This window comes from Citrobacter sp. wls827 (genome assembly GCF_005280875.1).
GTDB lineage: Bacteria > Pseudomonadota > Gammaproteobacteria > Enterobacterales > Enterobacteriaceae > Citrobacter > Citrobacter youngae.
In genome coordinates, this window is the sequence record NZ_SZWR01000019.1 from 46,657 (window position 1) to 59,414 (window position 12,758).

11 protein-coding genes and 2 pseudogenes are annotated in these 12,758 nt (G+C 52.5%); 7 read left to right on the forward strand and 6 right to left on the reverse strand.

Annotation, left to right across the window (positions count from 1 at the left end; all coding sequences use genetic code 11):
* Positions 1-92 (forward strand): hypothetical protein (locus FDX03_RS23515; RefSeq protein ID WP_249357093.1); only part of this gene is annotated, 92 nt, incomplete at its 5' end.
* 106 nt (positions 93-198) lie between these two features.
* Here FDX03_RS23515 and pepT read toward each other — a convergent pair.
* Positions 199-1,409, reverse strand: a pseudogene (gene pepT, locus FDX03_RS15610) (peptidase T).
* Between the two features lie 250 nt (positions 1,410-1,659).
* On the opposite strand from pepT, the gene potA reads away from it, so the two are divergent.
* The 4 genes from potA to potD are packed head-to-tail and all read left to right on the forward strand — an operon-like array spanning position 1,660 to position 5,487.
* Positions 1,660-2,796 (forward strand): spermidine/putrescine ABC transporter ATP-binding protein PotA, encoded by a 1,137-nt coding sequence (gene potA, locus FDX03_RS15615; protein ID WP_048211951.1) that lies wholly within the window; start codon positions 1,660-1,662, stop codon positions 2,794-2,796.
* The gene (gene potB, locus FDX03_RS15620) at positions 2,780-3,637 is read left to right on the forward strand and encodes a spermidine/putrescine ABC transporter permease PotB (protein ID WP_003030793.1); all 858 of its coding nucleotides are present in this window, start codon (positions 2,780-2,782) and stop codon (positions 3,635-3,637) included. The genes potA and potB overlap by 17 nt, the downstream gene beginning before the upstream one ends.
* Complete coding sequence (potC, locus tag FDX03_RS15625) at positions 3,634-4,413, forward strand: spermidine/putrescine ABC transporter permease PotC (protein ID WP_003030794.1); 780 nt, start codon at positions 3,634-3,636, stop codon at positions 4,411-4,413. Before potB ends, potC begins: the two co-directional genes overlap by 4 nt.
* Positions 4,414-4,440: 27 nt before the next feature.
* On the forward strand, positions 4,441-5,487 hold the full coding sequence (gene potD / locus FDX03_RS15630) for a spermidine/putrescine ABC transporter substrate-binding protein PotD (RefSeq protein WP_029139492.1): 1,047 nt from the start codon (positions 4,441-4,443) through the stop codon (positions 5,485-5,487).
* Positions 5,488-5,586: 99 nt separating this feature from the next.
* On the opposite strand, the gene cobB is transcribed toward potD, so the two are convergent.
* Genes cobB through lolC form a run of 5 tightly spaced genes read right to left on the reverse strand, consistent with a single transcriptional unit; the run spans position 5,587 to position 10,516 of the window.
* A complete protein-coding gene (gene cobB / locus FDX03_RS15635) occupies positions 5,587-6,408 on the reverse strand; it encodes a Sir2 family NAD+-dependent deacetylase (RefSeq protein ID WP_040231971.1) in 822 nt (273 codons plus the stop codon).
* Positions 6,409-6,423: 15 nt separating this feature from the next.
* A complete protein-coding gene (gene nagK / locus FDX03_RS15640; protein ID WP_048211952.1) occupies positions 6,424-7,335 on the reverse strand; it encodes an N-acetylglucosamine kinase in 912 nt (303 codons plus the stop codon).
* 43 nt (positions 7,336-7,378) lie between these two features.
* Complete coding sequence (lolE, locus tag FDX03_RS15645) at positions 7,379-8,623, reverse strand: lipoprotein-releasing ABC transporter permease subunit LolE (RefSeq protein ID WP_069323346.1); 1,245 nt, start codon at positions 8,621-8,623, stop codon at positions 7,379-7,381.
* On the reverse strand, positions 8,623-9,324 hold the full coding sequence (gene lolD, locus FDX03_RS15650; RefSeq protein WP_137346202.1) for a lipoprotein-releasing ABC transporter ATP-binding protein LolD: 702 nt from the start codon (positions 9,322-9,324) through the stop codon (positions 8,623-8,625). The genes lolE and lolD overlap by 1 nt, the downstream gene beginning before the upstream one ends.
* Positions 9,317-10,516 (reverse strand): lipoprotein-releasing ABC transporter permease subunit LolC, encoded by a 1,200-nt coding sequence (lolC, locus tag FDX03_RS15655; protein WP_003030806.1) that lies wholly within the window; start codon positions 10,514-10,516, stop codon positions 9,317-9,319. The genes lolD and lolC overlap by 8 nt, the downstream gene beginning before the upstream one ends.
* Before the next feature lie 261 nt (positions 10,517-10,777).
* On the opposite strand from lolC, the gene FDX03_RS15660 reads away from it, so the two are divergent.
* Both FDX03_RS15660 and FDX03_RS23520 read left to right on the forward strand, forming a co-directional pair.
* Complete coding sequence (locus FDX03_RS15660; RefSeq protein ID WP_137346203.1) at positions 10,778-11,842, forward strand: acyltransferase family protein; 1,065 nt, start codon at positions 10,778-10,780, stop codon at positions 11,840-11,842.
* Positions 11,843-11,961: 119 nt separating this feature from the next.
* Positions 11,962-12,758, forward strand: a pseudogene (locus FDX03_RS23520) (transcription-repair coupling factor); the annotation flags it as partial.

Sequence of the window (12,758 nt, forward strand, 5' to 3'; positions counted from 1 at the left end):
CGGAAAACTTTGAGGATGCACTGGAAGATCCGTCTTTCCTCGCCATGCTTGCCGCACTGGTGAATAGCGGATACTGGTTCTTCGAAGGGTAACCTATTGAGAGTGCGCCGGATGGCGCTTCGCTTATCCGGCCTACGGGATACGATATTTGTAGGCCGGATAAGCGAAGCGCCATCCGGCATCTACCGGCAAAAGCGGCTACTGTTTCGCCGTCAATTCCGCAATTCGCACAATCACCTGCACGGCTTTTTCCATGCCTTCCAGTGTCACAAACTCATGCTTACCATGATAGTTATAGCCACCGGTGAACAGATTCGGGCAAGGTAATCCCATAAACGACAGTTGCGCGCCGTCGGTACCACCACGAATGGGTTTAAGATCCGGCTCAATGTCACAATCGCGCATTGCCTGCTGGGCGATATCCAGCACATGCGGATGCTCGATCACTTTTTCACGCATATTGTAGTAGCTGTCTTCAATCACCAGCTCGATATAGCAGTCCGGATGTAACCCTTTACCGACCTTTTTGGCAATATCCATGATTTTGCGTTTACGCGCTTCAAACTGCTTACGGTCAAAATCGCGGATAATGTAGTGCATATCAGCCCGATCAACCGTCCCTTTCATGCTTGCCAGATGGTAAAAACCTTCATAGCCTTCCGTCGCTTCCGGGCTTTCATCGGCGGGAACTTCGGCATGGATGCGAGCCGCCAGCGACAGCGCGTTCACCATCACCCCTTTTGCCGTACCCGGATGCACATTGTTACCGACGATCTTGATATTGACCGACGCGGCGTTGAAGTTTTCAAACTCCAGTTCGCCCACGCCGCCACCGTCGACGGTATAGGCCCACTGCGCATCAAATGCTGCAACGTCGAAATGCTTCGCGCCTTTACCGACCTCTTCATCTGGCGTAAAGGCCACGCGGATATCGCCATGCGGAATATCTTTTTGTATCAACACAGCCAGTGCGGTCATGATTTCGGCGATACCGGCTTTATCATCCGCACCCAGCAGCGTTTTGCCATCTGTGGTGATCAACGTCTGACCCAGAAGTTGATGCAGCACCGGGAACATCACCGGCGACAAAACCTCATCGCCAATACCGAGCGCAATATCGCCGCCGCGATAGTTTTCGACAATTTGCGGATTAACGTTTTTACCGCTGAAATCCGGTGAGGTATCCACATGGGAAATAAAACCGATCGCGGGAATATTGCGGGCAACGTTGCCATCAACGTCCCCTTGTCGCTCAAGGTAATATTGACCAGCCCCATCTCTTCGAGTTGCTGCTTAAGCAACTGCAATAACTTCCACTGTCCTTCAGTGCTGGGTACCTGCCGCACGCCCGATTTTGATTGGGTGTCCAGCGACACGTAGTGTAAAAAACGCTCAAGTAGTTTATCCATGCAGTCACCCTCACTTTTTGTGACAACATTATCAATAAGCAACAAAAGACAAATATTGCGTCAGGTCACTTTTATCCCCGCAAGTGAGAATATTTCTCCCTGACATCCCCTCTGACTATAGGGTTAAGTCAGTAATTCGCAACAAGGATTGGCGATTACAATGGTTTGCCGTAGAATAACCGCCCTCATTAAGAGTCATCAAGGTGGTTAACCACAAACCCCGCATCGGTCAGCCATCCGTTGCGTTTACATGGGACAGAGTAAAAAATTGAATAAACAACCGCGTTCGCTTTCTCCACTGGTGCAATTAGCGGGAATTCGCAAAAGTTTCGATGGCAAAGAGGTGATTTCCAGCCTGGATTTGACCATCAACAATGGCGAATTTCTCACGCTGCTCGGCCCCTCTGGCTGCGGTAAAACAACCGTTCTTCGCCTGATTGCCGGTCTGGAAACGGTTGATTCCGGTCATATTATGTTGGACAACCAGGACATCACTCACGTTCCTGCGGAAAACCGCTACGTGAACACCGTCTTCCAAAGCTATGCGTTATTCCCCCACATGACCGTGTATGAGAATGTGGCCTTTGGTTTACGCATGCAGAAAACCCCCGCAGCCGATATTCCTCCTCGCGTTACTGAAGCCCTGCGCATGGTGCAACTGGAAGAGTTCGCTCAGCGAAAACCGCATCAACTCTCCGGTGGCCAACAGCAGCGCGTGGCGATTGCCCGTGCGGTGGTCAATAAACCGCGTTTACTCCTGTTAGATGAATCTCTCTCTGCGCTGGACTACAAACTGCGCAAGCAGATGCAGAACGAACTGAAAGCGTTACAGCGTAAGCTGGGTATCACTTTCGTCTTTGTCACTCACGATCAGGAAGAAGCGCTGACTATGTCAGACCGTATCGTGGTGATGCGTGACGGCAAGATTGAGCAGGACGGTACGCCGCGCGAGATCTACGAAGAGCCGAAAAATTTGTTCGTTGCCGGATTTATCGGCGAGATCAATATGTTTAACGCCACGGTGATAGAACGTCTGGACGAGCAGCGCGTTCGTGCTAACGTTGAAGGCCGCGAGTGCAATATTTACGTCAACTTCGCGGTGGTTCCCGGACAGAAACTGCACGTTCTGTTACGCCCGGAAGATCTGCGCGTGGATGAAATCAACGACGATAATCATATCGAGGGTCTTATCGGCTACGTGCGTGAACGCAACTACAAAGGCATGACGCTGGAGTCGGTTGTGGAACTGGAAAATGGCAAGATGGTGATGGTCAGCGAATTCTTCAATGAAGACGATCCTGACTTTGACCACTCGCTCGACCAGAAAATGGCGATTAACTGGGTAGAAAGCTGGGAGGTCGTACTGGCTGATGAAGAACACAAGTAAATTCCAGAGTGTGGTGATCGTCACCATTGTCGGTTGGCTTGTGTTGTTTGTCTTTCTGCCCAACCTGATGATCATCGGTACCAGTTTTTTGACCCGCGACGACGCCAATTTCGTCAAAATGGTCTTTACGCTGGAAAACTATACACGCCTGCTCGATCCGCTCTATTTTGAGGTGCTGGTTCATTCCCTCAATATGGCGCTGATTGCCACGCTCGCCTGCCTGGTACTCGGCTACCCGTTTGCCTGGTTTTTGGTGAAACTGCCGGAAAAAGTGCGCCCGCTGCTGCTGTTCCTGCTGATTGTTCCGTTCTGGACCAACTCACTTATCCGCATCTACGGACTCAAAATTTTCCTCAGTACCAAAGGCTATCTCAACGAGTTTCTGTTGTGGCTCGGCGTTATCGATACTCCTATTCGTATCATGTTTACACCCAGCGCGGTGATTATCGGTCTGGTGTACATCCTGCTGCCGTTTATGGTGATGCCGCTCTATTCCAGCATTGAAAAACTCGATAAACCGCTACTGGAAGCCGCGCGTGATTTGGGTGCCAGTAAACTTCAGACCTTCACCCGCATCATTATTCCGTTGACGATGCCGGGAATTATCGCCGGATGTCTGTTGGTTATGCTGCCAGCCATGGGGCTGTTTTACGTATCCGACTTAATGGGCGGGGCGAAAAACCTGCTGATTGGTAATGTGATTAAAGTGCAGTTCCTGAACATCCGCGACTGGCCGTTTGGTGCCGCCACCAGCATTACGCTGACCATTGTGATGGGGCTGATGCTGCTGATCTACTGGCGCGCCTCGCGCTTGCTGAACAAGAAGGTGGAACTCGAATGATCGGTCGGCTGCTCAGAGGTGGTTTCATGACCGCTATCTACGCGTATCTGTATATTCCAATCATCATTCTGATTGTGAACTCCTTTAACAGCTCGCGCTTCGGCATTAACTGGCAGGGTTTTACCACCAAATGGTACGGGCTGCTGATGAACAACGACAGTTTGCTGCAGGCGGCACAGCACTCACTGACGATGGCCGTGCTCTCCGCGACCTTTGCCACCCTGATCGGTTCACTGACTGCGGTCGCTTTATATCGCTACCGTTTTCGTGGCAAACCATTTGTCAGCGGCATGTTGTTTGTGGTGATGATGTCGCCGGATATCGTGATGGCAATTTCGCTGCTGGTGCTGTTTATGCTGATTGGCATTCAACTGGGCTTCTGGTCGCTGCTGTTTTCACATATCACGTTCTGCCTGCCTTTTGTGGTCGTAACGGTCTACTCACGTTTGAAAGGCTTTGACGTACGTATGCTTGAAGCAGCTAAAGACCTGGGTGCCAGTGAAGTGACCATTCTGCGCAAGATCATTCTGCCACTGGCCATGCCGGCGGTAGCTGCAGGTTGGTTGCTAAGTTTTACGCTGTCGATGGATGATGTCGTGGTTTCGTCCTTCGTCACCGGACCCGGCTATGAGATTTTGCCATTAAAAATCTACTCAATGGTTAAAGTCGGTGTATCACCAGAGGTGAATGCACTGGCAACCATTTTGTTGGTTCTGTCGCTGGTTATGGTGATCGCCAGCCAGCTTATTGCACGTGATAAAACCAAGGGCCGTTAAGGCCCTTAATTCAGGGGACGTTAAATGATGAAAAAATGGTCACGCCACCTGCTCGCGGCGGGTGCTCTGGCACTGGGCATGAGCGCCGCTCACGCGAATGACAACAACACGCTTTATTTCTACAACTGGACCGAATACGTTCCGCCAGGATTACTGGAACAGTTCACCAAAGAGACCGGCATTAAGGTAATCTATTCGACCTACGAGTCGAACGAAACCATGTACGCCAAGCTCAAAACCTATAAAGACGGTGCGTACGATCTGGTGGTGCCTTCCACCTATTACGTCGACAAAATGCGTAAAGAAGGCATGATCCAAAAGATCGATAAGTCGACGTTAACCAACTTCCACAACCTCGATCCGGAAATGCTCAATAAGCCGTTTGACCCGAACAACGACTACTCAATCCCGTATATCTGGGGTGCAACGGCCATTGGTATTAACAGTGATGCCATTGATCCCAAAACCGTGACCAGCTGGGCTGACCTGTGGAAACCGGAATACAAAGGCAGCCTGCTGTTAACGGATGATGCCCGCGAAGTGTTCCAGATGGCGCTGCGCAAGCTGGGATACTCCGGCAATACCACCGACCCGAAAGAGATTGAAGCTGCGTATAACGAGCTGAAGAAGCTAATGCCTAACGTTGCGGCGTTTAACTCTGACAACCCGGCCAATCCGTATATGGAAGGTGAAGTCAATCTGGGGATGGTGTGGAACGGCTCCGCATATGTTGCGCGTCAGGCAGGTACACCGCTGGAAGTCGTCTGGCCGAAAGAAGGTGGGATTTTCTGGATGGACAGCCTGTCTATTCCGGCAAATGCTAAAAACAAAGAAGGTGCGCTGAAGCTGATTAACTTCCTGCTACGCCCGGACGTGGCGAAAGAAGTGGCGGAAACTATTGGTTATCCAACGCCAAACCTGGCGGCACGCAAGCTGCTAAGTCCGGAAGTCGCGAATGATAAAACCCTGTACCCGGATGCAGAAACCATCAACAAAGGGGAATGGCAGAACGATGTTGGTTCCGCCAGCGCCATCTATGAAGAGTATTATCAGAAGCTGAAAGCAGGACGCTAATTGCCCTCCTCGTAGGCCGGATAAGACGCGCCAGCGTCGCATCCGGCGCATCATCACTGCCCGATGGCGCTGCGCTTATCGGGCCTACGCCATCCGTGCTCACAGACCTTTCAATAACTTCTCAACAAACTCGGGTACCACCTGGCTTGCCGGGCCGTAATACTTCTCTTCGAACTCGCTACCCACCTGGCTTGGTTCGAGATTTAACTCCACCGTATGCGCCCCATGCAGACGCGCTTCGTGGACAAAACCCGCAGCCGGATAAACATGCCCTGACGTGCCAATGGCAATGAAAACATCTGCCATCGCCAGCGCCATATAAATTTCATCCATCCCCAGCGGCATTTCGCCAAACCAGACAACGTGCGGTCGCAGGGGCGCAGGGAACTGGCAGCAATGGCATTTGTCTTCTGGCGTGACGTCCCCTGTCCAGTCTAAAATCTGCCCGCTTTGCGAACAGCGAACCTTAAGAAGCTCGCCGTGCATGTGGATAACGTTCTGACTTCCCGCACGTTCGTGCAGATTATCGATATTTTGCGTTACCAGTAGAAAGCGATCACCCAGCTCGGCTTCGAGTTTTGCCAACGCAATATGCGCCGCATTTGGCTGAATTTCGGGCTGTTGCAACTGGTGACGACGGGCGTTATAAAACGACTGAACCAGTCCAGGATTACGGCTAAATCCTTCCGGCGTTGCCACATCCTCAACCCGATGTTCTTCCCAAAGACCATCCGCAGCACGGAAGGTACGAATCCCTGATTCAGCGGAAATTCCCGCGCCAGTCAGGACTAACACCCTTGGTTTTTCCACCAGTTCAGGCACCACTCTGTCTCTGAAAAAGATCCGTTGACGCAGGCGATCGCGCAAATGGCGTTTATTTTTACGAAAACGGCTTAATCGATGACCCCGACGCGACAGCATAACAACCTCTTTGTATTAATCGGTAAGATGTAGGAAAGCGGCTCCGCGCATCCCACCCGCATCACCGTGTCGTGCCTGCTCAATACGCGGCACACGGGCAACGGGCAGCAAATGACGTGGCAGCCTGCCCGCCAGTTGCGTCGTAATAGCGGTAAAGTTCGACAAGCCACCGCCAATCACCACTAAATCTGGATCGACGATAGTCAGGATATTCCCCAGGCAAACGGCCAGCAAATCCAGATAACGCTCTACATGCGCATGCGCGTGCTCATCGCCTTGCTCCCAGAGGGTGATAATTTCACGGGCATCCAGAGGTTGATGGTAGTAATGCTGGTACAACCACGCAAATCCGCCACCGGAAAGATAACTTTCGATGCACCCCAGTTGACCACATCCGCAACGACGCAGCGGGAAATCAAATCCCATCAACGTCAACGCATCAACAGGCAAACGGATATGACCGAACTCGCCGGTAATATAGCTACGTCCAGTGATAGACTTTCCGTTAAGCACCAGGCCACCACCGACACCGGTGCCGAGGATTAAGCCCATCACTAACGGATACTGGGTGAACTCATCGTCCCAGGCTTCGGAGAGTGCAAAACAGTTGGCGTCATTATCCAGACGCACATCACGATCCAGTCGTGCGCTGAGATCGGCCCGCAGCGGTTTGCCACTGGCAGCAGGAACGTTGGCTGCATACAGCGTACCGTCCTCCGTTTCCGGCATACCAGGAATGCCGATGCCAACCGAACCTTTAATGCCAAACCGCTGGTCTGCTTCCTGCACCAAATTGCACACCGCATCAAGGAAAGCGTCATAACTGTCACGCGGCGTAGGGACGCGCGTTTCCCATTGCAAACGACGTTGATTATCGAATACGCCTAACGCAATTTTAGTCCCACCGATGTCAAATCCGTAATACATCACCGCTCCTTGATGCAGCATGAATGCTTTAGTGTATATATTGTTATTGGCCGCTAAGTACTCTCGCAGGATCAATATTGCTGGCGCGACGCGCCGGATACCAACTCGCCAAAAGACTCAGCACTAATGCTGTCACCAGCACGTAAATCACATCCAGCCAGTGTAATTCCGATGGCAGGAAGTCAATGAAATAGATATCGCCGGAGAGGAACTGATGGCCGATAAGCGCCTCAATACCATTGATGATCGGTGTGAGCTGTAGAGAAACAACAACACCAATAACCACACCTATCAGGCTACCGAACAGACCCGCCAGCAGTCCATACCAGACGAAGATGGCGCGGATCAGTCCGTCTTTCGCCCCCAGCGTTCTTAATACCGCAATATCGCCGCTTTTGTCTTTTACCGCCATCACTAACGTGGAAACGATATTAAAGCAGGCTACGCCAATCACCAGCACCATCGCCAGATACATAATGGCGCGGATCATCTGGATATCGCGATACATATAGCCATAAGTACCGATCCAGCTCTTAATATAAACATAGTTATTGGTCACTTCGCCCGCATCTCGCACCAACTTATTGGCGTTAAAGACATCGTTGACCTTCAGGGCAATCCCGGAAACGCTGGAACCCATATCCAGGTACTGCTGCGCGTCTTCCATTGGGATCATGGCGAAGCTGTGATCGAGCTGACCGCTCAGTTGCAGAATACCGGTAACGTGCAAACGCACGCGTTTAGGCTGCTGTAACTTATGATCCGCGCTGGCGTTAGGGATCATAATCGACACCCAGTCGCCCTGCTTCACCTTCAGCGCATCGGCAATACCCTTACCAATGATGATTTGTTGTTCACCGGCTTTAAAATTATCCCAGGCGTGGTTTTGCACGAAGGATGGCAGTGCGCTTAAACGCTGTTCCTGTTTCGGGTCAACGCCCTTCACCTGCACCGCGCGCAAGTTCGCCCCGCTCTCTACCAGTCCGGTGAAATTGATATAAGGCGCAGCAGCGACAATGCCAGGCACTTTCTGAACTTTGTCGAGTGCTTCCTGCCAGTTGTTCCACGGCTGATTTACCGCCTCTATCTCACCATGTGGCACAACCGCCAGAATACGGTTGTTCAACTCTCGCTCAAATCCGTTCATGGCGCTTAGACCGACGATCAACACCGCCACACCCAACGCAATACCGACGGTAGAAATCACGGAAATCAGCGACACCATGCCACCGCGTCGCCGACCGCGGCTAAAGCGCAGACCAATCAATAATGATAAAGGCGATGCCATTACTCAGCCCCCATCAGGCTCAGTTCAGCCGTCAGGCGACCATCGCGCATTTCAAGCTGGCGGCTCATGCGCTTCGCCAGTTGCAGATCGTGCGTCACCACCAGAAATGCCGTGCCCTGAGAGCGGTTCAGCTCACCCAGCAGTTCGAAAATGCTGTCCGCGTTTCGCGCATCAAGGTTACCCGTTGGCTCGTCTGCCAGTACCAGGCGCGGGTTATTCACCAGCGCACGGGCAATCGCCACACGTTGACGCTCGCCGCCTGAAAGTTCGGACGGACGGTGGCTGGCACGGTGATCCAGCCCAACCGCTTTCAGCATGTCACGTGCGCGCTCGGTAATTTCAGCCGGCTTCCTCTTGCCAATCAGTAGCGGCATCGCCACGTTTTCCAGCGCGGTAAAGTCTGGCAACAAATGGTGGAACTGGTAAATAAATCCTAGCTTCTGATTACGCAGTTCCGCTTTCGCCGCTGACGAGAGTTTGCTCATCGGCTGACCGCTAAAAATGACGTCGCCGGAAGTCGGTGTATCCAGCCCGCCGAGCAGATGAAGCAGTGTACTTTTGCCGGAGCCTGAGCTGCCGACAATCGCCATCATCTCACCCTCGCCGACGCTAAAACTGACATCGTGCAGAACATCAGTCTGCACCGTGCCTTCCTGATAGCGTTTGCACAGGTTGTCGCATTGCAACAGGATCTTATTCATAACGTAAAGCCTCAGCGGGTTGAGTGGCGGCAGCGCGCCAGGAAGGATAAAGCGTAGACAGCAGCGCGATGGCCATCGCCACCAGCGCAATGACGATCACCTGCAGCGGCTCAATAGCAACCGGCAACGCGGCACCGTCCAGCAGCACGCCGATAATCGGCATCAGGTTGTTCAGTTGGCTGGCAAGCAATGCGCCCAGCACCGCGCCCAGCAGCGCGCCGATAATTCCGGCACTGGCCCCCTGAACCATAAACACCATCATGATTTGCCGCGGCGTTAGCCCCTGCGTTTGTAGAATCGCCACTTCCCCTTGCTTCTCCATTACCATCAGACCCAACGAGGTAATAATATTAAAAGCCGCAACTGCCACGATCAGGCTAAGCAGCAGCCCCATCATGTTTTTCTCCATGCGCACGGCCTGGAACAGTTCCCCTTTGCGCTCGCGCCAGTCCTGCCATTTGGTGCCCTGCGGCAGCGTTTGCTGGCTCAGCGTGTCAACTTTTAACGGTTCGTTCAGCCACAGACGCCAGCCGGTAATATTGCCCACCGGATAGCGCATCAGGCGGGAAGCATCCTGAATGTTGGTCAGCATCTGGTAGCCGTCTACTTCGCTGTTGGCGGCGAAGGTGCCAATCACCGTAAACAGACGCTGGCTCGGCAAACGCCCCATCGGCGTAAACTGGCTGGCCGAAGGCACCATCACGCGAATTTGATCGCCGCGATTGACGCCCAACTGCCCGGCAAGCTGCTCACCGAGGATGACATTATACTTACCCGGCTGCAGATCTGTTTGCTTCACATTGACCAGATACGGCGTGAGAGGATCTTTTTGCGCCGGGTCGATGCCCAGCATCACGCCGACCGCCACGCTACGCGCACTTTGCAGCACCACATCCCCCGTAGTTATCGGTGCGACGCGGTTGACGCCGTTCAACACCACCGCTTTTTCCGGCAGTTGCTGCGGGTTCAGAGAACCCTGTTCAGACGAGAGAACGGCCTGAGGCATCAGGCCAAGGATATTGTTTTGCAGCTCGCGCTCGAAACCGTTCATCACCGACAACACCGTGACCAGCGCCATTACCCCGAGGGTAATGCCAATGGTGGAGAGCCAGGAAACGAAGCGACCGAAGCGATCTGCTGCACGCCCACGCATATAACGCAGGCCAATGAATAGAGCGACAGGTTGGTACATGAAATCCGTCTGGTTGCTGTTAGCAAAGTCACGAGTATATAAGCGAAAGCGGAATGGGTAAATGACTGAACCGTAAGTGTTCGTCAGCACTTGTCCTAAAAGTATAAATAAATCAATCCGCTAAAGTTGTCCCTCTTTTCTTAAGTCCAGATCCCTGATCTTTATCTTAAAAAAACAAAATGCAGACAGTTACGCATTACAGCCCACCGCGAGTTGCGCAGGATGGCAGGCTATAGCAATCAATATGGATACGCCGTCTCGATGATTAAAAAAGAACTATGGATTAACCAGATCAAAGGGTTATGTATTTGTCTGGTGGTAATTTATCACTCGGTAATCACGTTTTACCCGCACCTCACTACGTTTCAGCATCCGCTTTCAGAGATACTGAGCAAATGCTGGATTTACCTGAACTTGTACCTGGCGCCGTTTCGCATGCCGGTGTTTTTCTTTATTTCGGGGTATCTGATCCGTCGCTATATCGATAGCGTCACGTGGACCACCTGCCTGGATAAACGAATCTGGAGCATCGCCTGGGTGTTGGTGCTTTGGGGGATGGTACAATGGCTGGCGTTAGTCGCGCTCAATAACTGGCTGGCCCCGCAGCGCGATCTGAACCATACCGCCAACGCCGCCTATGCCGATTCGATCAGTGATTTTACCCACGGGATGCTCACCGCCAGCACCAGCTTGTGGTATCTGTACGCACTGATTGTTTATTTTGTTTTGTGTAAGCTTTTCAGCCGCTGGGCGGCGCCATTGTTGGCGTTATTTGTCGTGTTGAGCGTGGCGATCAATTATGTCCCGACGCCGTGGTGGGGAATGAACAGCGTCATTCGTAACCTGCCATACTACAGCCTCGGCGCGTGGTTTGGTGCAACGCTGATGGCATGGATCAAAGAGGTTCCCCTGCGCCGCCATTCTGTGCTTTTTCTGGTTAGTACAATCGTCGCCGCCGTTGCATGGCTGGCAAATGTTTCACTATTACTTTCTCTTCTTTCCATTGTGCTGATCATGAAGCTGTTTTATCAATTTGAGCTGCGCTTTGGTATGCGTGAGTCCGGCCCGTTAAGCGTGATTGGCGCCAATACCATCGCCATCTACACCACCCACCGTATTCTGGTTGAGCTGTTCAGCTTAACGCTAATCCCCAAAATCAATCATGCCGCCTGGCCTGCATATGCAGAGCTGGCCCTGCTGCTGGTGTATCCGTTCGCCTGCCTGCTGCTGTGCACCTTGTTTGGCCTGTTAGTGCGTAAAATTTCACAAAAAACAGTGGCCGACCTGCTCTTTTCCCCGCCTTCCTTATCGGTCGTTTCGCGCTAACCCTAACGCGCTTTTTGCCCCCATCAGGGGGCGAATCAATTTGCTTATGAGAAACGATCACGGATAATAAAGAAACATTGCTTATCAGACGTATATCCAAACGAGATCCTGACAACCGAATGCCTGAACAACATCGTTACACGCTTCCAGCAAAAGCTGGCGATCAGCGCCAGTTGGGTGAACTTACCGGTGCCGCCTGCGCGACGCTGGTCGCCGAAATCGCTGAACATCACGCGGGGCCAGTGGTGCTGATCGCGCCGGACATGCAAAATGCACTGCGTTTGCATGATGAAATTCGTCAGTTTACCGACCAGATGGTGATGAATCTGGCTGACTGGGAAACACTGCCCTATGACAGTTTTTCCCCACATCAGGAAATTATCTCCTCGCGACTCTCCACGTTGTATCAACTGCCTGCGATGCAACGCGGTGTGCTGATCGTACCGGTCAACACATTGATGCAGCGCGTCTGCCCGCACAGCTATCTACACGGTCATGCACTGGTGATGAAAAAGGGTCAGCGCCTGTCGCGTGATGCCCTGCGTGAGCAGCTGGACAGCGCCGGTTATCGCCATGTTGATCAGGTCATGGAACACGGCGAATACGCCACGCGCGGCGCGTTGTTGGATCTGTTCCCGATGGGCAGCGAGCTGCCTTATCGCCTTGATTTCTTTGATGACGAAATCGACAGCCTGCGCCTGTTTGATACTGACACCCAGCGCACGCTGGAAGAAGTCGACGCCATTAATTTGCTTCCCGCACACGAATTCCCGACTGACAAAACGGCCATCGAGCTGTTCCGCAGTCAGTGGCGCGACACCTTTGAGGTGAAACGCGACGCCGAACATATTTATCAGCAGGTCAGCAAAGGCACGTTACCTGCGGGTATTGAATACTGGCAGCCGCTGTTTTTCAG